The 21,146-nt window shown below is 71.5% G+C and carries 19 protein-coding genes; 14 read left to right on the top strand and 5 right to left on the bottom strand.

Translation table 11 applies throughout. The features are described from left to right. The 5 genes from sucB to ABZX90_RS24800 form a co-directional block, all read left to right on the top strand. Positions 1–1,008: 2-oxoglutarate dehydrogenase, E2 component, dihydrolipoamide succinyltransferase (sucB, locus tag ABZX90_RS24820; protein WP_355208089.1), on the top strand; the 1,008-nt coding region annotated here is incomplete at its 5' end. 331 nt (positions 1,009–1,339) lie between these two features. After that, positions 1,340–1,963: a GntR family transcriptional regulator gene (locus ABZX90_RS24815; protein WP_261708522.1), complete on the top strand. Its 624-nt coding sequence runs from the start codon at positions 1,340–1,342 to the stop codon at positions 1,961–1,963. Positions 1,964–2,257: 294 nt separating this feature from the next. Then, a complete protein-coding gene (aceE, locus tag ABZX90_RS24810; RefSeq protein ID WP_355208085.1) occupies positions 2,258–4,963 on the top strand; it encodes a pyruvate dehydrogenase (acetyl-transferring), homodimeric type in 2,706 nt (901 codons plus the stop codon). A gap of 139 nt (positions 4,964–5,102) precedes the next feature. Then, positions 5,103–6,074, top strand: a complete 972-nt coding sequence (locus ABZX90_RS24805) for a WYL domain-containing protein (protein ID WP_355208083.1) — start codon at positions 5,103–5,105, stop codon at positions 6,072–6,074. Between the two features lie 142 nt (positions 6,075–6,216). Continuing rightward, a complete protein-coding gene (locus ABZX90_RS24800; protein WP_355208122.1) occupies positions 6,217–6,738 on the top strand; it encodes a DUF4240 domain-containing protein in 522 nt (173 codons plus the stop codon). An 11-nt stretch (positions 6,739–6,749) separates the two neighbouring features. Here the strand turns inward: ABZX90_RS24800 and ABZX90_RS24795 are convergent, their stop codons facing one another. Together ABZX90_RS24795 and ABZX90_RS24790 are read right to left on the bottom strand one after the other, a co-directional pair. Further along, on the bottom strand, positions 6,750–7,007 hold the full coding sequence (locus ABZX90_RS24795; RefSeq protein WP_355208081.1) for a hypothetical protein: 258 nt from the start codon (positions 7,005–7,007) through the stop codon (positions 6,750–6,752). A 112-nt stretch (positions 7,008–7,119) separates the two neighbouring features. Continuing rightward, entirely contained in the window at positions 7,120–7,845 is a 726-nt protein-coding gene (locus tag ABZX90_RS24790; RefSeq protein WP_355208119.1) for a peptidoglycan recognition protein, read from the bottom strand. A 401-nt stretch (positions 7,846–8,246) separates the two neighbouring features. Here ABZX90_RS24790 and ABZX90_RS24785 point away from each other — a divergent pair, with 401 nt between their 5' ends. Beyond that, positions 8,247–9,431, top strand: a complete 1,185-nt coding sequence (locus tag ABZX90_RS24785) for a MarP family serine protease (protein ID WP_351122181.1) — start codon at positions 8,247–8,249, stop codon at positions 9,429–9,431. Positions 9,432–9,464: 33 nt separating this feature from the next. Here the strand turns inward: ABZX90_RS24785 and ABZX90_RS24780 are convergent, their stop codons facing one another. Next, positions 9,465–9,956 (bottom strand): GNAT family N-acetyltransferase, encoded by a 492-nt coding sequence (locus ABZX90_RS24780; protein WP_355208077.1) that lies wholly within the window; start codon positions 9,954–9,956, stop codon positions 9,465–9,467. 72 nt (positions 9,957–10,028) lie between these two features. Here ABZX90_RS24780 and ABZX90_RS24775 point away from each other — a divergent pair, with 72 nt between their 5' ends. Next, positions 10,029–10,946, top strand: a complete 918-nt coding sequence (locus ABZX90_RS24775) for a TIGR01777 family oxidoreductase (protein ID WP_355208070.1) — start codon at positions 10,029–10,031, stop codon at positions 10,944–10,946. A gap of 239 nt (positions 10,947–11,185) precedes the next feature. After that, positions 11,186–12,577 (top strand): NAD(P)/FAD-dependent oxidoreductase, encoded by a 1,392-nt coding sequence (locus tag ABZX90_RS24770; RefSeq protein WP_355208067.1) that lies wholly within the window; start codon positions 11,186–11,188, stop codon positions 12,575–12,577. 210 nt (positions 12,578–12,787) lie between these two features. Here ABZX90_RS24770 and ABZX90_RS24765 read toward each other — a convergent pair whose 3' ends face one another. Beyond that, positions 12,788–14,263, bottom strand: a complete 1,476-nt coding sequence (locus ABZX90_RS24765) for a regulator (RefSeq protein ID WP_351122171.1) — start codon at positions 14,261–14,263, stop codon at positions 12,788–12,790. Positions 14,264–14,594: 331 nt separating this feature from the next. Here ABZX90_RS24765 and lipB point away from each other — a divergent pair, with 331 nt between their 5' ends. The 4 genes from lipB (at position 14,595) to ABZX90_RS24745 (ending at position 17,769) form a co-directional block, all read left to right on the top strand. Then, positions 14,595–15,401, top strand: coding sequence for a lipoyl(octanoyl) transferase LipB (gene lipB / locus ABZX90_RS24760; protein ID WP_355208064.1), 807 nt, complete (start codon positions 14,595–14,597; stop codon positions 15,399–15,401). A 131-nt stretch (positions 15,402–15,532) separates the two neighbouring features. After that, positions 15,533–16,498, top strand: a complete 966-nt coding sequence (gene lipA / locus ABZX90_RS24755; protein ID WP_351122165.1) for a lipoyl synthase — start codon at positions 15,533–15,535, stop codon at positions 16,496–16,498. 291 nt (positions 16,499–16,789) lie between these two features. Continuing rightward, complete coding sequence (locus ABZX90_RS24750; protein ID WP_351122163.1) at positions 16,790–16,987, top strand: hypothetical protein; 198 nt, start codon at positions 16,790–16,792, stop codon at positions 16,985–16,987. An 83-nt stretch (positions 16,988–17,070) separates the two neighbouring features. Continuing rightward, complete coding sequence (locus ABZX90_RS24745; protein WP_351122160.1) at positions 17,071–17,769, top strand: DUF4191 domain-containing protein; 699 nt, start codon at positions 17,071–17,073, stop codon at positions 17,767–17,769. A gap of 139 nt (positions 17,770–17,908) precedes the next feature. Here ABZX90_RS24745 and ABZX90_RS24740 read toward each other — a convergent pair whose 3' ends face one another. Continuing rightward, the gene (locus ABZX90_RS24740; RefSeq protein ID WP_355208059.1) at positions 17,909–18,376 is read right to left on the bottom strand and encodes an RDD family protein; all 468 of its coding nucleotides are present in this window, start codon (positions 18,374–18,376) and stop codon (positions 17,909–17,911) included. Between the two features lie 199 nt (positions 18,377–18,575). On the opposite strand from ABZX90_RS24740, the gene glnA reads away from it, so the two are divergent. Further along, a complete protein-coding gene (gene glnA, locus ABZX90_RS24735; protein ID WP_351122155.1) occupies positions 18,576–19,985 on the top strand; it encodes a type I glutamate--ammonia ligase in 1,410 nt (469 codons plus the stop codon). A 212-nt stretch (positions 19,986–20,197) separates the two neighbouring features. Next, on the top strand, positions 20,198–21,142 hold the full coding sequence (gene htpX, locus ABZX90_RS24730) for a zinc metalloprotease HtpX (protein WP_351122152.1): 945 nt from the start codon (positions 20,198–20,200) through the stop codon (positions 21,140–21,142). The last annotated feature ends 4 nt before the right edge of the window (positions 21,143–21,146 follow it).

Below are 21,146 nucleotides of genomic sequence, written 5' to 3'. Positions count from 1 at the left end.
CCGGCCCCCGCGCCGGTGGCGGCGCCCGCTCCCGTCACCCCGGCTCCGGCGCCCGCCGCGGCCGCCGTTGACGACGGTGCGTACGTGACCCCGCTGGTGCGCAAGCTCGCCGCCGAGAACGGCGTCGACCTGGCCGCCGTCAAGGGCACCGGCGTCGGCGGTCGTATCCGCAAGCAGGACGTCGTCGCGGCCGCCGAGGCCGCGAAGGCCGCGGCCGCCGCTCCGGCGCCCGCCGTTTCCGCCCCGGCCGCCTCCGCCAAGAAGGCGCCGGTCCTGGAGTCCTCCCCGCTGCGCGGCCAGACCGTCAAGATGACCCGCATCCGCAAGGTCATCGGCGACAACATGGTGAAGGCCCTGCACGAGCAGGCGCAGCTGTCCTCGGTCGTCGAGGTCGACATCACCCGCCTGATGAAGCTCCGCGCGCAGGCGAAGGACTCCTTCGCGGCCCGCGAGGGCGTCAAGCTCTCCCCGATGCCGTTCTTCGTGAAGGCGGCGGCCCAGGCGCTGAAGGCCCACCCGGCCGTCAACGCCCGGATCAACGTGGACGAGGGCACGATCACCTACTTCGACACCGAGAACGTCGGTATCGCGGTGGACTCGGAGAAGGGCCTGATGACCCCGGTCATCAAGCGCGCGGGCGATCTGAACATCGCCGGTATCGCCAAGGCCACCGCCGACCTGGCGGGCAAGGTCCGGGCGAACAAGATCACCCCGGACGAGCTGTCCGGCGCGACCTTCACCATCTCCAACACCGGCTCGCGCGGCGCGCTCTTCGACACGATCATCGTGCCGCCGAACCAGGTCGCGATCCTCGGCATCGGCGCCACGGTCAAGCGTCCGGCCGTCATCGAGACGGAGGAGGGCACCGTCATCGGCGTCCGCGACATGACCTACCTGACGCTCTCCTACGACCACCGTCTGGTGGACGGCGCCGACGCGGCCCGTTACCTGACCGCGGTCAAGGCGATCCTGGAGGCGGGCGAGTTCGAGGTCGAGCTCGGCCTGTAGCCCGCACCGCTCGTACGCTCACACGGCACCCCCGTCCGGAACTCCGGGCGGGGGTGCCGTGTTTTCGCGGCGCCCGGTTTCCGCGGTGGCACCGACGGCACGAATCCCGACATCACCGGGTACGGGCCCGTACGGCCGGGAACACTCTGACAGCGTGTAAGTCTCGTCTCACCTGCGGGAAAGCGCCGCCAAGCACCCCTCACCGACCGGGGCACGGCCGTATTGTCTAAACGTCAAACGCCCCCGGGGCCCGCCCGTCGCCCGACCACCGCCCCTCATCGAGGCCCTCCGGGCCGCTGTATTGGATTCAGCCCCTCCCAAAGGAGCCTTCATGACCGCGCCCGTCGTCCACTCGCTGCGCGAACAGATCCGCGAGCACATCGTGGAGGGGATCGTCAGCGGGCGCTGGAAGCCGGGCGAGCGGATCGTGGAGCGCCGGATCGCCACCGAGCTGGAGGTCAGCCAGACCCCGGTGCGGGAGGCGCTGCGCGAGCTGGAGTCGCTGCGGCTGATCGAGTCGGCGCCGAACAAGGGCGTGCGGGTGCGGAATCTGACGGCCGCCGACCTGGAGGAGAGCTACCCCGTACGAGCCGGTCTGGAGGCCATCGCCGCGGAGCTGGCGGCCGAGCGGCTCGCCGAGGACTGCTCGGCGCTGGAACCGCATGTGACGGCGCTGTACGAGGCCGACCGGCTGGCCGACGGGACGGGCCAGGTGCGGCACACCGTGGGGTTCCACCGCGAGCTGGTCCGGGCCGCCGGGAACTCCGTCCTCCTGCACACCTGGGAGGGCCTCGGCATCGAGGTCTTCACCGCCCTGTCCATCCGGTGGCTCGGGACCGTGCAGCAGTCGTACGCGGAGGAGCACGAGGCCCTCGTGGACGCCTTCCGGCGGCGCGATCCGCTGATCGCCGACCTCGTGAAGGCCCATGTCCTCGGGTGCGCCCCGCGCCCGTGAGGGACGGTCGGGCGGCCCCGGCGCAGGGGAGCGCACCCGCGCTCAAGCGTGCCCTCACCTGCGAAAACCTTCGATTTTCACGGCACGCCGTGCCTGGCTTCAAGGCACCCCGTGCCGACTTTCCGATCTGAAGGGGTTTTCCCCCGGAATCCTTTGATCGATCATCGATCAGGGAGTTACAGTCACCGACGGGCTCCTACAAGAGCCCTCGCCCTGTCCTGCCATAGACCAAGGGCACCCCCGAACACCCCTTGCCGATGAGGGAACCCCCCTCCGCATCCGGAAGGCGGCGCAATGACCGACCCCACCGCAATCCAGCCGAGCGAGCTCGACCAGCTCCCGGACCGCGACCCCGAGGAGACCGCCGAATGGCAGGCCTCCCTGGACGCCGTCACCCAGGCGGCCGGGCCGCACCGTGCCGCGTACCTGATGCGCCGCACGCTGGAACGCGCCGAGGGCAACGGTCTCGCGCTGCCCAAGCTGCTCGAGACCGACTACGTCAACACCATCCCCACCGCCGCCGAGCCCGTCGTGGACGGCGACGAGGCGATGGAGGCCCGGATCACCGCGTGGAACCGCTGGAACGCGGCCGCGATGGTGACCCGGGGCGCGAAGCACGGCGTCGGCGGCCACATCGCCACCTTCGCCTCCGCGGCCTGGCTCTACGAGACCGGCTTCAACCACTTCTTCAAGGGCAAGGAGGGTGACGGGTCCGGCGACCAGCTCTACATCCAGGGCCACGCCTCCCCCGGCATCTACGCCCGTGCCTTCCTCGACGGACGCCTGAACGAGCACCACCTGGACAACTTCCGCCAGGAGGCGGGCGGCAACGGCCTCCCGTCGTACCCGCACCCGCGCCGGCTGCCCTGGCTGTGGGAGTTCCCGACCGTCTCCATGGGCCTCGGCCCGCTGTCGGCGATCTACCAGGCCCGCTTCAACCGCTACCTCACCAACCGCGGCATCAAGGACGTCTCCGCGTCCCACGTGTGGGCGTTCCTCGGTGACGGCGAGATGGACGAGCCGGAGTCGACGGCCGCACTCGCACTCGCCTCCCGCGAGGGTCTGGACAACCTGACCTTCGTCATCAACTGCAACCTGCAGCGCCTCGACGGCCCGGTCCGCGCGAACTTCAAGATCGTGCAGGAACTGGAGGCGCAGTTCCGCGGCGCCGGCTGGAACGTCGTGAAGTCGCTGTGGGGCAACGCCTGGGACGAGCTGTTCCGGCTCGACACCACGGGCGCGCTCGTCCGCCGCCTGCGCCAGGTACCCGACGCGCAGGTGCAGACGTACCAGACCCGTGACGCCGCCTACATCCGCCAGGACTTCTTCGGCGCCGACCCGGCGCTCGTCGAGATGGCGAAGCTGCTGAGCGACGACAAGATCCTCGAGTGCTTCCACCTCTCCCGCGGTGGCCACGAGGCGCGCAAGGTGTACGCGGCCTACCGCGCCGCCCTCTCCCACAAGGGCGCGCCGACGGTCATCCTGGCCCAGACGGTCAAGGGCCACACCCTCGGCGAGGGCTTCGCGTCGAAGAACGCCAACCACCAGATGAAGAAGCTGTCGACGGACGAGTTCAAGCAGATGCGTGATCTGCTCGAACTGCCCATCTCCGACAGCCAGTTCGTCGACGGCGTGGTGCCCTACGGCCACCCGGGCGCCGACTCTCCCGAGGTCCGTTACCTCCAGGAGCGCCGCGCCGCCCTCGGCGGCCCGGCCCCGGCCCGCCGCACGCACGCCCTGGCCCCGCTGCCGGCCCCCGCCGACAAGACGTTCGCGTCCTTCGACAAGGGCTCCGGCACCCAGAACCTGGCGACGACGATGGCGTTCGTCCGGCTGGTCAAGGACCTGGTGCGCGACAAGGAGACCGGCAAGCGCTGGGTGCCGATCGTCCCGGACGAGGCCCGTACCTTCGGTATGGAGTCGCTCTTCCCGTCCCTCGGCATCTACTCGCCCAAGGGCCAGACGTACGAGCCGGTCGACCGCGACCAGCTGATGTACTACAAGGAGGCCAAGGACGGCCAGATCCTCAACGAGGGGATCACCGAGGCCGGTTCCATGGCGGACTTCATCGCCGCGTCCACCGCGTACTCCACGCACGGCGAAACGATGATCCCCTTCTACATCTTCTACTCGATGTTCGGCTGGCAGCGCACGGCCGACCAGATGTGGCAGCTCGGCGACCAGCTCGGCCGCGGCTTCCTGGTCGGTGCCACGGCCGGTCGTACGACCCTGACCGGTGAGGGCCTGCAGCACGCCGACGGCCACTCCCCCGTCATCGCGGCGACCAACCCGGCCGCGCTGTCCTACGACCCCGCGTTCGCGTACGAGATCGCGACGATCGTCAAGGACGGCCTGCGCCGGATGTACGGCGAGGCGGCCCCGGGCGAGGACCCGGACGTCTTCTACTACCTGACCGTCTACAACGAGCCGATGCCGCAGCCCGCCAAGCCGGCCGGTCTCGGTATCGACGAGGGCATCGTCAAGGGCCTGTACCGCTTCAACACGGCGGAGTCGGCGGGTCTGAACGTGGCCGCGGCGAACGCTCCGCGCATCCAGCTGCTCGGCTCCGGCACGGCGATCCACTGGACCCTGGAGGCCCAGCGGCTGCTCGCCGAGGAGTGGGGCGTGGCCGCCGACGTGTGGTCCGCGACCTCCTGGACCGAGCTGCGCCGTGACGCGCTGGAGGCCGACGCGGCCCTGCTGCGCGGCGAGGAGCGGATGCCGTTCGTCCGCCAGGCGCTGCAGGGAGCGGAGGGCCCGGTGCTCGCGGTCTCCGACTACATGCGCCAGGTCCCGGACCAGATCGCGCAGTGGGTCGAGCAGGACTGGTCCTCGCTCGGTGCCGACGGCTTCGGTCTCTCCGACACCCGTGCGGCGGCCCGTCGCCACTTCGGCGTGGACGCCCAGTCGATCGTCGTCGCGGCGCTGGCGCAGCTCGCCCGCCGCGGTGAGGTCAAGGCGTCGGCGGTGAAGGAGGCCCGGGAGCGCTACGGCCTGTAGGACCGGGCCAGGAGTGAACTCGGTGAAGGGGTACGGCGGTCGCCGTACCCCTTCTCGGTCGTTCGGCGCACCCCTTCGAGGCCGGCCGCCGGTCTCCGCCGGTCTCATGGTTGTCGGTGGTGCCCGGCATCATGAACACATGCGTGCTGCTCGTCTGATCAAGATGGTGCTGCTGCTCCAGACCCGCGCGTCGATGACGGCCGCCGAGCTGGCGCGGGAGCTGGAGGTGTCCGAGCGCACGATCACGCGGGACGCGCAGGCGCTGTCGGAGGCGGGCGTCCCGGTGTACGCGGACCGGGGGCGGGCCGGCGGCTACCGTCTGGTCGGCGGGTACCGGACACGGCTGACAGGGCTTGCGCGGAGCGAGGCGGAGGCCCTGTTCCTGAGCGGGGTGCCGGGGGCGCTGCGCGAGATGGGTCTGGAGGACACGGCTTCGGCGGCCCGGCTGAAGGTGTCGGCGGCGCTGCTGCCCTCGGTGCGGGACGCCTCGCGGACGGCAGCGCAGCGGTTCCATCTGGACGCGCCGGCCTGGTTCAGCGAGCCGCGGACGCCGGAGCTGCTGCCCTCGGTCGCGGACGCGGTGTGGGACGACCGCCCGATCGTCGCGCGCTATCGGCGGGGCACGTCGGAGGTGGAGCGGGCGCTGGAACCGTACGGGCTCGTCCTCAAGGCGGGCGTCTGGTATTTGTGCGCGCGGGTGGCGGACGCGGACGCCTTCCGGGTGTACCGGATCGACCGGTTCACCGCCGTCGACCTCGGTACGGAGCGGTTCCGACGGGACGACGGGTTCGACCTGCCGGGGTTCTGGGAGGAGCGGGCCGAGGAGTTCGCCCGGTCCGTGCTGCGCTCCGAGGTCGTCGTACGGCTCTCCCCGGACGGCGTACGACGGCTGCCGTACGTCCTCGATCCCGCGTCCGTGAAGGAGGGGCTGAGTACGTCCGGTGCTCCCGACGGGCGGGGCTGGGTGACGCTCACGCTGCCCGTCGAGTCCGAGGAGGTCGCCCACAGCCAGCTGCGGGGGCTCGGGCCGGACGTGGAGGTGCTCGCTCCGGCGACCCTGCGGGACCGCTGTGCGCGGGACGCGGCCAGATCGGCGTCGCTCTACCGGTGATCACGGTCTGCGCGGAGCGGCTCCGCGCCGATCTCTTGAAATCCGTACGAACCCGGCGGTTTTACCTTCGGCATGTGCATGCATAACAATCTGCGCCACTCCGCGTGCGTCCCTCCCGCCCAGGCCCGATGCTGGACCCGTGATGGACGAGACGGAGTTCTGGCAGCTGGTGGACTCGACCCGCGAGGCTGCCGAGGGCGACCCCGAGGAACAGGCCGACCTGCTCGTCGAGCGGCTCGTCCAGCTGGACCCGGAGTCTGTCCTGGACTTCGCCCGGCACTTCGAGTCCCGCTACAACCGCGCGTACCGCTGGGATCTGTGGGGCGCCGCCTGGGTACTGCTCGACGGGGTCAGCGACGACGCCTTCGACTTCTTCCGGTGCTGGCTGATCGGCCAGGGCCGGGAGGTCTTCGAGGGCGCGATGCACGACCCCGACACGCTCGCCGAGCTCCTGGAGGACTTCGACGAGGAGATCGACGGCGACGGCGAGGAGCTGGGCTACGCGGCCGACGAGGCCTACGAGCAGCTGACCGGTGCCGTCGCGCCCGCCCTGGGCATCCCGGCCGCGGCCGCGGAACCCGAGGGAACCCCGCTCGACTTCGAGAACGAGTCCGTCGTCGCGGAGCGCTACCCCAAGCTGTGGGAGCGGTTCAGGGAGGACTGACGGCGCGCGTCTCAGGCCGCCGTCCGTCGGCGGCCGAGGTCCGCGGGGAGGTACGCCCGCGTCTGTTCGGCCCGCACCGCGTGGTGCATCGGGGCCGCGTTGGCCTGGTCCAGCGCGGACGCCGTGTCCGCCGCCGGGCCCAGGACGACCGTCGCCACCGCGCAGACCACCGTCCAGGGGCCGAGCGCGGCCTTCACCCAGCCGTCCGCCGGCTCCGCGTCCGCCCCGCTCCCCGTGTGCCCAGCGGTTTCCGTCCGACTGATCCTCATGATCCCCACCTCCGGTCAGTGCGTACGACGACGGTAGGGTGCGCGGTTCTGGGGAGTCTGTGAGCGGCCCTCGGCGTGCCTGTGACTGTCGGCGCGGGGTTCCGCGGGGCGGTCAGCGGCCCTGATAGCGGGCCGCGAGAGCGCGGATCGCGGGGATTCGGGCGGTGAGGGCCGCTCCGGGGCAGCTGGTCATGAAGCCGGCGTTGTGGCCGGAGACGGTGGAGAGCACGGCGGTGGTGCCCGACGGGTAGCGGCTGAGGCTGTTGCTGGAGACCAGGCGGACCGTGCCCCGGGGGTCGGCCCCGGTGAGCCCGAGTTTCCAGGCCGCGAGGCGGGCGATCGCGTCGGTCATCGCCTTCGGCACCGGTGTTCCGGCCGTGAAGGTGCCGATCGCGGCGATCCCGGCGGTGCGGTGGTTGAAGCCCTGTGCGTGTGCCCCGGTGACGGGCCGGTCGACGCCGCCCGCGCGGCCCTCGTAGATCGTGCCGCAGCGGTCGACGAGGAAGTTGTAGCCGATGTCGTCCCACTGCTTGGCGCCGGTCTGGCCCGCGTAGACGTCGCGGATGATGCGGGGCGCGTCGGCGCAGTCGTAGCCGTTCGGCGAGTCGGTGTGGTGGATGAAGACGGCGACGACGCGGTCGTCGTAGCGGGGCGGCGGCTGCTGGTGCGTGCTCGCGGCATCGAGCCACTTCGAGCGCGGCACGATGGTCGGCCGGGCGACGGGCCGGTCCACGGCGGGCCGGGCCGCGACCGGGGGCGGCACGGTGGCGCGGGCCGCCGTGCGGTCCACCCCGGCCGCGCACAGCACCAGCGCCAGCACGGCGAGCAGACCGGGCAGGCACCCGAGGAGGACGAGGACCGGTCCCGGCGGCCGTGCCGGCCCCCGTCGCCGTACGCCGGAGCGGGCCGGGGCCCGGGGCGCTCGCCCCGCACCTGTGCGAAACCGGCGGCCTCGGTGCGCCGGGCGTCCATGACGTCCGTGGAGCACGGAGCGGGGGGCCCGCTCCGTGCTCCGTATTCGAGGCCCCCGAGTCTTCCGGAAGACACGCATGGAGCCACCCTCACCCGGATCCGCGCGGGCCGCGATGTGTGGTGTGCCACCTGGTGGAACCATCGTGCGTGTCCGGGACGTTTCTACAGGTCCACGGGTGTGTGGCCGTTTCCACGGCACCGAACGCGCGTGGCTGATCACTGGGCCCGCCCGGCGCGTACTAAGGGGCCCTAGAGAAAGGCGGCTCCGTGGACGTGCTCGACCTCCTGCTGATGCTGGTGATCCTGGTCTACGCGGCGTCCGGGTACCGCCGCGGCCTGGTCGCCGGCTGTGTCTCGCTGGCCGGTTTCGTGGGCGGCGCCGTGATCGGCGTATGGGTGCTGCCCTGGATGATGGAACTGGTCACGGCGGGGACACCGGCGGCGACGGTCACGGCGGTCCTCACGGTGCTGGTGCCCGCCGTGGTGGGCCACGAGCTGGCCGGGCGGCTGGCGCTGAAGCTGCGCCGCGAGCTCGACCAGGGACCGTTGCGGGTGGCCGACGGGATCGGCGGAGCCGCGGCGAACACGCTGGCCGTGCTGCTGGTGGCGTGGGTGGCGGCGAGCGTCCTGGGCGCGTCCTCGTCCACGGTGGTGACGCAGTCGATCCGCAACTCGGCGCTGCTGGGTGCCGTGCAGCAGACGATGCCGGAGACCACGCCGACCTGGTTCTCGCGCGCGACCTCGGCGCTCACGGAGGCGGGCTTCCCGCAGGTCTTCAACCCCTTCGAGAACGAACCGACGGCGGGCGTCGCCAAGCCCTCCGGGGACAGCGTGACGGAGTCCGCGACGAACGCCGCCAAGCTGAGCACCGTGAAGGTCGAGGGCGTCTCGGGCAACCAGGGCCGGGAGGGCAGCGGCTTCGTCTACGCCCCCCGGCGCGTGATGACCAACGCGCACGTGGTGGCGGGCATCGACCGGCCGACCGTCCGGGTGGGCGGGGTCGGACGCAGCTACCCGGCGCGGGTGGTGCTCTTCGATCCGCAGAAGGACGTCGCCGTCCTGTACGTGCCGGGTCTGCGGGCCCCTGTCCTTCCCTTCGACGGAGTGGCCTCGCGCGGCGACTCCGCGGTGGTCGCGGGCTACCCGCAGGACGGCGGCCTGGACCTCCAGGCGGCCACGGTCGCGAACCGCATCAACGCGACCGGCCAGAACATCTACAACTCCGGCACCGTCACCCGCGAGATCTACTCGATCCGCTCGACCGTCCGTCCGGGCAACTCCGGCGGCCCGCTCCTCACCACCGACGGCAAGGTGTACGGCGTGGTCTTCGCCCGTTCGACCTCGGACAACGAGACGGGTTACGTCCTGACGGCGCACGAGGTCGCGGGCGACGCCCGGAAGGCGGCGCACGCCACGGCGCGCGTGGACACGGGCCACCTCGTCACGTCCTGACCCGACCGGGTTCCGGGCCTGACCGGGCGCCGATCAGAGCGCGCGCCCCATCAGGACGTCGTCCACGTACACACCGTCCAGCAGGAACTCCCCGGGCAGGATCCCCTCGACGGCGAATCCCTCGGACTCGTACAGCCTGCGCGCCGGGGTGTTGTGGCCGAGCACCCGCAACGTGATGCGCCGGGCACCCTGGCGGCGGGCCTCCTCGCGCACCGCCCGCAGCAGCGCCCGGCCCACCCCGGCGCCGCGCGCCACGTCGGCGACGGCGAGTCCGAGGATCTGCCGGACGTGCGCGTTGCAGGCGAGCGGGGTGGGAAAGCCCAGCCGGATGTACCCGACCAACCGGCCGTCGAGTTCGGCGACGAGATGGTCCCGGGGACCGAACCGCTCGCTGTAGAAGGGTTCGTACGGCGGCCGGGGGCGCGGCATGACGGCGTGCAGCGTGGACCAGGTGTCGCGGTCGAGCCGGCCGAGCACGTCCTCGTCGTCGAGGGTGGCGGTGCGTATGTGCGGAGCAGCTGACATGCCGATCACTGTACGACCGCCGCGCTGGGGCCCGTTCCGTGATGTCCGCGGCGGCACGGGCAGGATGGACCCATGAGCGACTCACCGCTGCCCCCGGGTTCCCGCATCGTGATCGCCGGCGCGTCCGGCCTGATCGGCTCCGCGCTGGCGCGCTCGCTGAGCGCCGAGGGACACGAGGTGGTCCGGCTCGTGCGCCGTGAGCCGCGCTCGCGGGACGAGGTCCGATGGGATCCGCAGCGGCAGCGGATCGACGCGGTGGGGCTCCTCGGATGTGCCGCGGTGGTCAATCTGGCGGGGGCCCCGGTCGCCGCCAGGCCCTGGACGCGGACCTACAAGCGGAAGATCCGGGACAGCAGGGTGCTCGGGACGGCGACGCTCGCGGACGCGGTGGCCTCGCTCGACGAACCGCCGCGGGTCTTCGTCAACGGGAGCGCGATCGGGTTCTACGGCGACACCGACGACCGCGCGGTGGACGAGTCGGCGCCGCCCGGGGACGGGTTCCTGGCCTCCGTCTGCGTGGAGTGGGAGGAGGCGACCGCTCCCGCGCAGGAGGCGGGGGTGCGCACGGTGCTGCCCCGGACCGGGCTCGTGGTGTCCCGCGAGGGCGGGGCCTGGGCCAAGCTGTTCCCGCTGTTCCGGGCGGGCGTCGGGGGGCGGATGGGCGACGGGCGCCAGTACTGGAGCTATATCGCGCTGCACGACGAAGTCGCCGCGATCCGGCATCTCATCGACACGGAGTCCCTGTCCGGGCCGGTGAATCTGACCGCCCCCGACCCGCTCACCAACCGCGAGATCACCGAGGCCATGGGCCGCGTCCTGCGCCGCCCGACCCTCCTGACCGCTCCCGCCCCGCTGCTGCGGCTGGCCCTCGGCGACATGGCCGAGGACATCCTGGGCAGCCAGCGCGTCCTGCCCACCCGCCTCCTGGAGTCGGGCTTCGCCTTCGCGTTCCCCTCGATCGAGGGGGCGTTGCGGGCGGCGCTGCACTGAGAGGGGGCACCGCCTCCGGGAGCCCCCGCCGACGGGTGCCCCCCGGCGGCCGCTCCGCCCCGGCGGCTCCCGTCGCCTGCGCCGGGCGGACACATGCACCCCCCATGCCCCCGTGCACGGCCGCCGCGCGACTTCCCCCGTACGCCCGCGCCTCGCACCCTCGATCCGAACTCGGGTATCCCGGAAGCGTGTTGGGGGCATGACGTCCCCACCGGCCGCGCAACCTCTAGGAGGGGCACGTGCTAGAGCCCGCACGCCAAGCCGCGCACACGGCGGAGATCGCGCAAGACGTGGACGTCGTCGTCGTGGGAGCCGGTGTCGCCGGTCTCGCGGCCGCACGGCATCTGACCGGGGCGGGGCTGAGGACCACCGTCCTGGAGGCCGCCCCCGATGTGGGTGGCCGTATGTCCACGGAGAAAGTCGACGGCTTCCGGCTGGACCGGCTCGGCCGGCTCCTGTCCACCTCCTACCCGGAACTGCGCCTCACCCCGGGCCTGGACGCCCTGGCCCTGTGCCCGTTCTCCCCGGGCGTGCTGCTGCACAGCGACGGCCAACGCCACCCCGCGGGCGCGCCCGGCACTCCCCGGAGCGCGAGGGGCGCACTCACTGCCGCGCGCGCCCTCGCGAGCGCCCCCCGGCTTCCGCTGGCCCGGCCCGCGCGCGGAACCAGCCGCCCCGGGCCGCTCGGTGGCCCCCTCGACCAGTCGCGTCTCGCCACGGCGCTCGCGCGCCTCGCCTCGACTCCGCCGGAGCGCCTTCTCGCCCGCCCGGACCTCACCGCGGCGCGGTCGTTGACCGCTCGGGGCCTTCCGGCCCGTACGGTCGACTCCTTTCTGCGCCCCCTCCTCGCGGCCCTGCTGTGCGACCCGCTGCTCCGGACGTCGAGCCGTTGCGCGGACCTCGCGCTGCACTCCTTCGCGACGGGCCGGCTGTGTCTGCCCGAGGGCGGCGCGGACGCGCTCCCCGAGCTGCTCGCGGCCGCGCTCCCGCCGGGCACCGTGCACACGGGCGTCCAGGTCACCGCCGTCTCCACGACCAGCGTGACGACGAGGGAGCACGGTGAACTCCGCTGCCGGGCCATCCTGTTGGCGACCGGGGCCCGCGCCGCCGCCCAGTTCCTGCCCGGACTGCACGTCCCCGCCTTCCATCCGGTGACCGTCCTGCACCACACCACGGACGAACCCCCGCTCACCGATCCGGCACTGCTCCTGGACGCCGACCGCAGCGGTCCGGTGGCGCACACGGCGGTCGTCAGCCAGGTCGACCCCACCCGGGCGCCCGCGGGCCGTGCCCTGATCTCCTCGACCGTGCTGGGCACACCGCCCGCAGCGGCCCACCTGGACGCGATGGTCCGCGCCCAACTGGCCCGTCTCTACGGGACGTCGACGGCCCGCTGGGAACTGCTGGCGGTCCATCACGAACCCGAGGCGGTCCCGGCGACGCCGCCACCGCACGATCCGCGCCGCCCGGTGCGGCTGCTCGCGGGCCTGTACGTGTGCGGCGACCACCGGGACACCAGCACGGTGCAGGGCGCGCTGCACTCGGCCCGGCGGGCCGCCCACGCCCTCCTGACGGACCTGGACGTCCGCCCGGCCCGGTCGGCGGAGCCCCTGGAGTCCGCCGCCGCCTGACCCCTGAACAGACCGAGCTCCCGGCGGGCGGACGGCACTCCGCTGCGGGGAACCGAGCTTCCCGGTCTCCGGCACCCCAGGCCGGAGACCGGGGACGCCCCGGCCTCCCCGATCCCCCCGCCTTCCTGGCCTGCCCGGCCTGCCCGGCCTGCCCGGCCTGCCCGGCCTGCCCGGCCTGCCCGGCCTGCCCGGCCTGCCCGGCCTCCCCGGTCAGCTCAGTGCGGCCACCTTGTCCCGGTAGCCGCGGACGGGTGCGGCGTCCTTGTACGGTTCGAGGCGTTTCTCGAAGTCCCGTACGTACTCCACGGCCCGCGCCGACCGCATCTCCGCCGCCTGCCCCGCGGCCTCCGCGCCCAGCAGGCAGGCCTGGTCGAGCTCTCCGAGCCCGAGCCGTGCCGAGGCGAGCACCACCCGGCAGAACAGCCGGCTGCGGGCGTAGCCGGGCGCCCGCAGTTGCAGCGAGCGTTCGGCGTGCTGCGCGGCGGCCCGGAACTGCTGGAGGTCCCGGTGACAGTGCCCGAACTCGTCGGCGAGCTGTGCCTCGTCGAAGTACCGGGCCCAGTGCGGGACTTCGTCGCCGGTCCGGGAGGTCTCCAGCGCGCGCTCGGCCCGGACCAGGGAGGCCGTGCAGGCCCGTACCTCGCCGAGCACCCCGTGGCCGCGCGCCTCGACGGCGTGCAGCAGCGCCTGCACGACGTGCGGGCCCCCCGAGCCGAGGCCCTGCTGGGCGACCCGCGCGAGCTGCACGGCCTCGCGCCCGTGCCCGAGGTAGACGGCCTGCCGGCTCATCGTGATGAGCACGTAGGAGCCGTACACGCGGTCGCCCGCGGCCTGCGCCAGGCGCAGCGCCTGGACGAAGTACCGCTGCGCGAGCCCGTGCGCGCCGATGTCGTACGACGTCCAGCCGGCGAGCCGGGTGAGGTCGGCGGCGGCGGCGAACAGGTGCCGGCCGGTCTGCTCCCCGTACGCGCCGCGCAGCATCGGCTCGGCCTCGTGTTCCAGATAGCGGACCAGCGCCTGGCGGGCGTGGCCGCCGCCGTAGGCGTGGTCGAGGGCGCGGAAGAGTTCGCCGACCGAGCGGAGCGCGGCGATGTCCCCGCCGCTGACCCGCTGGCCGGGGCCCCGCTCGGTCCGGCCGCGCCGCTGGGACGAGAGTCCGCCCTGTTCGGGCGGTGCGGTGACCTTGGGCGCCGCGGGGCGGCCCTGGGCGGGCACGCGGGAGGGCTGGTCGCCGCGGGCGACCCGGTCGTCGGCCCGGCCGATCAGCCAGTCCCGGCTGGGCACGACCAGTCCGGCCGGGGTGAAGGCGATCTTGCGCAGCTCGGCGTGGCTGCCGGAGTCCTTGCGCCACAGGCCGCTGACGATGTCCACGGCCTCCTCGGGGGTCGCGGCGAACTCCAGCCCCGCGTACACGGGTGCGCAGGCGTCGAGCCCGAGGTCCTGCGCGCTCAGGCGTCGGCCGAGGCGTCGGGTGAACACCTCGGCGATGAGCGCGGGAGTGGTCCCGCGGGGCTGCTGGCCCCGCAGCCACCGGGTCACGGATGTCTTGTCGTATCTCAGGTCCAGTCCGTGTTCGAGTCCGAGCTGGTCCACGCGACGGGCGAGACCTGCGTTGGAGAACCCCGCTTCTGCGATGAGCGCGGCGAGCTGTCGATTGGGCGTGCGCTGCGCGGGTCGTTCCGTCATCTGCGGTGCGGTCTCCTGCCTTTCGGGTTCCCAGGGGGCCTCGGGGCGGCGTGGAACGTGCTTTCGCCTCCCCGAGGCCGCCTGGTGCCCGGATTGCCTGTGAGCAGCCCTTATGGCCTCGTGAACGGCGCGAATGTAGCGGAGCGTAAGCACGTGATCGCACACTTCGACATTCATTCATCCGATCGTGTGAGGATTAGCTGTCGGGCTGACGCGGATCGGACGGACGTACAGTGGCGTGGGCGCGCGACGGACCTGGCGAAAGGTTCCTCCGCCCGCCCCGCACGGGGATCACCACGTGCCCGAGGAAGCTTCGAGGGAGGCGCTTGCCGTGAGTGAGTTGCGGTTCGTCCGCATGGGATTCGGTGCCGAGGCCGTCGAGTACCAGGAGGCGTGGGACGAACAGCGTCGCGTGCACGCCGCCCGGTTCCTGGACGAGGTCCCCGACACCTGTCTGCTCCTGGAGCACCCGCCGGTCTACACGGCGGGCCGGCGCACGGCGGACAACGAGCGGCCCCTGGACGGCACGCCCGTCATCGACGTGGACCGCGGCGGCAAGATCACCTGGCACGGCCCGGGCCAGCTGGTCGGCTACCCCATCCAGAAGCTCCCGCGCCCGGTGGACGTCGTAGCACACGTACGCCGTCTGGAAGACGCCCTTATCCGTACGTGTGCGGACTTCGGCCTGGAGACGAGCCGCGTCGAAGGCCGCAGCGGTGTCTGGATCCTCGGTGACGCCAAGGACCCCGCCGAACAGCGGTCCCCCCTCGGGGGTCTCGCCCTCGACTTCGACCCCCGGCTCCAGGACGAGGAGTTCGACCCGCGGCTCAACGGCCCGGAGTACGCCCCGTCCAACGCTGGCCAGCGCCGCGAGGACCGCAAGATCGCCGCGATCGGCATCCGCGTCGCCAAGGGCATCACCATGCACGGCTTCGCCCTGAACGTGAACCCGGACAACGCGTGGTTCGACCGGATCATCCCCTGCGGGATCCGTGACGCGGGGGTCGCCTCCCTCGCGGGCGAGCTGGGCCGCGACGTGACCATCGCCGAGGTCCTCCCGGTGGCCGAGAAGCACCTCAGGGACGTACTCGAGAACGCGGAACTGCAACCGCGGATCGTGGAACGCGCGCCCGCCTAGACCCCGCGCCCACGCGGCGGGAACCCCACGGGAATGCACCCCCGCTCCCGAAGGTTGCCCACCGCGGGGGCCGAGAACCGCACGGGCGTACCCTGGTGTACGCCGAAGAATCGAAGTTACAGGGAGCCGATGTGTCCGCAGTCGCACCCGACGGACGCAAGATGCTGCGCCTGGAGGTCCGGAACAGCCAGACCCCCATCGAGCGCAAGCCCGAGTGGATCAAGACCCGGGCGAAGATGGGCCCCGAGTACACGAAGATGCAGGCACTCGTGAAGAGCGAGGGCCTGCACACCGTCTGCCAGGAGGCGGGCTGTCCCAACATCTACGAGTGCTGGGAAGACCGCGAGGCCACCTTCCTCATCGGCGGTGACCAGTGCACGCGGCGCTGCGACTTCTGCCAGATCGACACCGGAAAGCCCGAAGCGCTGGACCGCGACGAGCCGCGCCGCGTCGGTGAGTCCGTCGTCACGATGGACCTGAACTACGCCACCATCACCGGCGTCGCCCGCGACGACCTGGAGGACGGCGGCGCCTGGCTGTACGCCGAGACGGTCCGCCAGATCCACGCCCAGACGGCGGGACGCGAGACCGGCCGCACCAAGGTGGAACTGCTCGCCCCGGACTTCAACGCCGAGCCCGAGCAGCTCGCCGAGGTCTTCTCCTCGCGCCCCGAGGTCTTCGCGCACAACGTCGAGACCGTCCCGCGGATCTTCAAGCGCATCCGCCCGGGCTTCCGCTACGAGCGCTCGCTCAAGGTCATCACCGAGGCCCGCGACTACGGTCTGGTCACGAAATCGAACCTGATCCTCGGCATGGGCGAGACCCGCGAGGAGGTCAGCGAGGCGCTCCGGCAGCTGCACGACGCGGGCTGCGAGCTCATCACGATCACGCAGTACCTGCGCCCCTCCGTGCGCCACCACCCCGTGGAGCGCTGGGTCAAGCCGCACGAGTTCGTGGAGCTGAAGGAGGAGGCCGAGGAGATCGGCTTCTCCGGCGTCATGTCGGGCCCGCTGGTCCGCTCCTCGTACCGGGCCGGCCGCCTCTACCAGATGGCCGTCGAGAAGCGCGGGGCGTACGTCGCCTCACAGGCGGTCTGATACGCCGAACGGATCACGTTGCGAAACGAAAGCGGTGGCACCGAGTGCCACCGCTTTCGTGTGAATCCGGGCACAAGCGGCCCGGCTTTCACAACGGACCGTTCACAGCCCCCGCGCCATCCCCGCAGTTGAAGACACCCTCACGGCCGCGTCAGCAGGAAGTCCGGGCGTATCAAGGCTTCACTGGTGTTTGACCGGTCGGTCACGCCCTGGTAACACCAATCAGTGACCCTGGTCCTACGTCACGCACCGCCCCGTCCGAGCCGCCGATCCCGAGGGGGGACCTCCATCATGCAGGCCGCGCCCGTACGCGCCACCGCGATTCCTTCGTTCACCGATGCACTCCGTGCCGTCGAGTCGTTGCTCATGAGCAGCGGGCAGCGCACCGCTCGCCGCAACGCCTGGACCTCCGTCCTGGAGGACCGTCGCCGTGCCAAGGACCGCTTCGAGGCGCAGCGCGTCCTGGAATCCGTCTCCACGCACTCCTGACCGCCGCTCCCCCCGGGGCCGCGGGCCCCGCTCGCCCGGTACTGCCGTCGTCGGCGCTTCGCGGGCCACGTAGACTCGTGGACATGGCGAGGAAGGAAACCGCAGCGAACGCTGCGAACCCCGGGCGACTCAAGCAGATCGCCCTGACATACAAGATGACCCGCAAGGCCGACTCCAAGATCGGTCTTGTACTCGCGGCTGTCGGAATTCTCACCTTCGGTGTCTTCCTCGCGATCGGCTTCTTGATCGGCCACCCGGTCTATCTCGGCATTCTCGGGCTTCTGCTCGCCTTCCTCGCGACGGCGATCGTCTTCGGGCGCAGGGCCGAGCGGGCCGCCTTCGGGCAGATGGAGGGACAGCCCGGCGCTGCCGCGGCGGTGCTCGACAACATCGGCCGAGGCTGGACCACGACCCCGGCGGTGGCGATGAACCGCAGCCAGGACGTGGTGCACCGCGCGGTCGGCAAGGCCGGCATCGTGCTGGTCGCCGAAGGCAACCCGAACCGGGTGAAGAGCCTGCTGGCCGCCGAGAAGAAGAAGATGGCGCGGATCGTCGCGGACGTCCCGGTGCACGACATTCTCGTGGGCACCGGCGAGGGCCAGGTGGAGCTGAAGAAGCTCCGCACGACGATGCTGAAGCTGCCGCGCGTGCTCACCGGCCCTCAGGTCACCGCGACCAACGACCGGCTGCGCGCGATGGGCGACCTGATGAGCAACATGCCGCTGCCGAAGGGTCCGATGCCCAAGGGCATGCGGATGCCGCGCGGCGGCCCGAAGGGCTGACCCTCCACCTACGAGTTCGACGCGGTTCTACGACGATGGGGCGCCCGGAGATTCTCCGGGCGCCCCATCGTCGTAGAAGATCGTCCGCCCCGTGCCCCCGTGTCCCCCTGTCCCCGGGGAGTACGAGCGGTCGGAAGCGTCAGATGCGGACCTCGATCGTGCGGGCCAGCCGGTCGTGCAGGCCGCGGCCGTCGCGGTCCCAGATCAGCGCCGGGACCGCCAGGCACACGAGCGCGGTGCGCAGCAGGGCGCGCAGCGGGTTCAGACGGCCGCCGCCCTCGGGCACGACGCGCAGGCCGAACAGGCGCTTGCCCGGCGTGAAGCCGACGGTACCGACCGTGAGCAGACCGAGAACGAAGAAGACGAGCAGGGCCCAGTTGCCCGTCGCCTGGTCGTAGCCGTCGGTGAGCAGCCCGTATGCGATCAAGAGGCACAGGCCCCAGTCGACGGCGAGGGCTCCCAGACGGCGGCCGGGGCGGGCGATCGAGCCCGGTCCGTGCTCCGGGAGACCGAGCTGTTCGCCCCGGTATCCGAAGTCGACACCGGCTTCCTCCGCCGCCGCGCGGGGGCCGGAGAGCCACGATCCGATTGCTTGCCTGTTGTCCACCCGTCCAAGGTACTGTGCCCGTTTTGCCATACGGACAGGAGGGGCCGGGCCGACCCGGGTCGGTTAACTTGGGTGAAACAAATGGGTCACGCTTGAGAAATCCCCCGTCCCTATGGTCGGCTCCAGCGTGTGCCACCGCACTGGCCGCACGAACGAACTACCACCCCGGTCCACTGTGGGCGGGAGTAGGAGGAGCTGGATGTTCCAGAACGCCGACGAGGCCAAGAAGTACATCGCGGACGAGGACGTCAAGTTCGTCGATGTCCGCTTCTGCGACCTGCCGGGTGTGATGCAGCACTTCACGATCCCGGCCGAGGCCTTCGACCCGACCGAGGAGCTGGCGTTCGACGGTTCCTCCATCCGCGGCTTCCAGGCCATCCACGAGTCCGACATGGCGCTCCGCGCCGACCTGTCCACCGCGCGCGTCGACCCCTTCCGCCGCGACAAGACGGTCAACATCAACTTCTTCATCCACGACCCGATCACGGGCGAGCAGTACTCCCGTGACCCGCGCAACGTGGCCAAGAAGGCCGAGGCCTACCTCGCGTCGACCGGTATCGCGGACACCGCGTACTTCGGTCCCGAGGCCGAGTTCTACGTCTTCGACAGCGTGCGCTTCAAGACCTCCGAGAACGAGGCCTTCTACCACATCGACTCCGAAGCCGGCGCCTGGAACACCGGCGCGGTGGAGGACAACCGCGGTTACAAGGTCCGCTACAAGGGCGGCTACTTCCCGACCCCGCCGGTCGACCACTTCGCCGACCTGCGTGCGGAGATCTCACTGGAGCTGGCCGCGTCCGGCCTCCAGGTCGAGCGCCAGCACCACGAGGTGGGCACCGCCGGCCAGGCCGAGATCAACTACAAGTTCAACACGCTGCTCGCCGCGGCCGACGACCTCCAGCTCTTCAAGTACATCGTGAAGAACGTCGCCTGGCGCAACGGCAAGACCGCGACCTTCATGCCGAAGCCGATCTTCGGCGACAACGGCTCGGGCATGCACGTCCACCAGTCCCTGTGGAGCGGCGGCTCCCCGCTGTTCTACGACGAGACCGGCTACGCGGGCCTGTCGGACATGGCCCGCTACTACATCGGCGGCATCCTCAAGCACGCCCCGTCGCTGCTCGCCTTCACCAACCCGACGGTGAACTCCTACCACCGCCTGGTCCCCGGCTTCGAGGCCCCGGTCAACCTGGTGTACTCGCAGCGCAACCGTTCCGCGGCCATGCGTATCCCGATCACGGGCTCGAACCCGAAGGCCAAGCGCGTCGAGTTCCGCGCGCCCGACTCCTCCGGCAACCCGTACCTGGCGTTCTCGGCCCTGCTGATGGCCGGCCTGGACGGCGTCAAGAACAAGATCGAGCCGGCCGAGCCGATCGACAAGGACCTGTACGAGCTGGCTCCCGAGGAGCACGCGGGCGTCGCCCAGGTCCCGACCTCGCTCCCGGCCGTCCTCGACCGCCTTGAGGCCGACCACGAGTTCCTGCTCGCGGGCGACGTCTTCACGTCCGACCTGATCGAGACGTGGATCGACTACAAGCGCACCAACGAGATCGCCCCGCTCCAGCTGCGCCCGCACCCGCACGAGTTCGAGCTGTACTTCGACGTGTAAGCCCGTCGCTCCAGCCGCAACACCACCGGCCGTGCCCTTCCTCCGGGAGGGGCGCGGCCGGCGCGTTTCTCCCCGGCGGCGCCCCCTTTGGGGGCCGCCCCGTTCCCGGGAGGGTTCTTTGCCCATAGCGGGGCCTATCGGCACCTGTTCATGGGGAACCCCGGGCGCACAATGGAAAGCGGGACGAGTGCCTGACTGCGGGGTGGTGCGAGATGCAGAGCCGATTCCGGAGCGATCGGCAACTGACCGTGCGCATGACGGTCACGCTGTTCCTGCTCGGATTGCTGTACGTGGCCTTCGTCGCCGCGTTGATCGTGTTGCTGAAGTCGTGGGTACTGGTCGTGGTGATCGCGGCCGGGCTGCTCCTCGCGCAGTACTGGTTCTCGGACCGGATCGCGCTGTACGCCATGCACGGGCGGATCGTGGAGCGGGAGGAGTATCCCCAGCTGCACGGCGTGGTCGACCGGCTGTGCGCCGTGGCCGACATGCCCAAGCCGCTCGTCGCCGTGTCGGACCTCGACATGCCGAACGCGTTCGCCACGGGGCGCAACGCCGATCACGCCGTCCTCTGCGTGACCACGGGGCTGCTGCGCCGCCTGGAGCCCGACGAGCTCGAAGGCGTCCTCGCGCACGAGCTGTCGCACGTGGCGCACAAGGACGTCGCCGTGATCACCGTGGCGTCGTTCCTCGGGGTGCTCGCCGGGCTGATCGTGCGGTTCGCGTTCTACTCGCAGCTCTTCGGCGGCCGGGGCCAGAAGGACCAGAACACCGTGGCCCTCTTCACCTTGGTAATGGCGGTGTCCGCGGCGGTGTACGCCATCAGCTTCCTGCTGATCAGGGCGCTCTCCCGGTACCGCGAACTGGCCGCCGACCGTGCCGCGGCCCTGCTCACCGGCCGCCCCTCGGCCCTGGCGTCGGCGCTGACCAAGGTGACCGGGGACATCGGCCGGATTCCGACGAAGGACCTGCGGACCGCCCAGGCCTTCAACGCCTTCTACTTCACTCCCGCGCTCGGCGCCCAGCCCGGCATCGCCAACCTCTTCTCCACCCACCCGAGCCTGGAGCAGCGGCTCGAACAACTGGCCCGTATCTCCACGGAGCTGGGCGAGCACGCGGCGCCGGAAGCGAGCGCCCCGACTCCCGGAGAGGCCGTCTGACCGC

Origin of the sequence: Streptomyces sp. NPDC002935, assembly GCF_040611295.1 — a bacterium.
GTDB lineage: Bacteria > Actinomycetota > Actinomycetes > Streptomycetales > Streptomycetaceae > Streptomyces.
The sequence above is the reverse complement of the archived record's forward strand: the minus strand, read 5'-3'. Positions and strand labels throughout refer to the sequence as shown.

What these genes read in the sequence shown, in the direction of transcription:
- ABZX90_RS24815 (WP_261708522.1), top strand. Translation starts at nt 1,340, where the DNA reads ATGACCGCGCCCGTCGTCCACTCGCTGCGCGAACAGATCCGCGAGCAC.
- aceE (WP_355208085.1), top strand. Translation starts at nt 2,258, where the DNA reads ATGACCGACCCCACCGCAATCCAGCCGAGCGAGCTCGACCAGCTCCCG.
- ABZX90_RS24805 (WP_355208083.1), top strand. Translation starts at nt 5,103, where the DNA reads ATGCGTGCTGCTCGTCTGATCAAGATGGTGCTGCTGCTCCAGACCCGC.
- ABZX90_RS24800 (WP_355208122.1), top strand. Translation starts at nt 6,217, where the DNA reads ATGGACGAGACGGAGTTCTGGCAGCTGGTGGACTCGACCCGCGAGGCT.
- ABZX90_RS24795 (WP_355208081.1), bottom strand. Translation starts at nt 7,007, where the DNA reads ATGAGGATCAGTCGGACGGAAACCGCTGGGCACACGGGGAGCGGGGCG.
- ABZX90_RS24780 (WP_355208077.1), bottom strand. Translation starts at nt 9,956, where the DNA reads ATGTCAGCTGCTCCGCACATACGCACCGCCACCCTCGACGACGAGGAC.
- ABZX90_RS24775 (WP_355208070.1), top strand. Translation starts at nt 10,029, where the DNA reads ATGAGCGACTCACCGCTGCCCCCGGGTTCCCGCATCGTGATCGCCGGC.
- ABZX90_RS24765 (WP_351122171.1), bottom strand. Translation starts at nt 14,263, where the DNA reads ATGACGGAACGACCCGCGCAGCGCACGCCCAATCGACAGCTCGCCGCG.
- ABZX90_RS24750 (WP_351122163.1), top strand. Translation starts at nt 16,790, where the DNA reads ATGCAGGCCGCGCCCGTACGCGCCACCGCGATTCCTTCGTTCACCGAT.
- ABZX90_RS24745 (WP_351122160.1), top strand. Translation starts at nt 17,071, where the DNA reads ATGGCGAGGAAGGAAACCGCAGCGAACGCTGCGAACCCCGGGCGACTC.
- glnA (WP_351122155.1), top strand. Translation starts at nt 18,576, where the DNA reads ATGTTCCAGAACGCCGACGAGGCCAAGAAGTACATCGCGGACGAGGAC.
- htpX (WP_351122152.1), top strand. Translation starts at nt 20,198, where the DNA reads ATGCAGAGCCGATTCCGGAGCGATCGGCAACTGACCGTGCGCATGACG.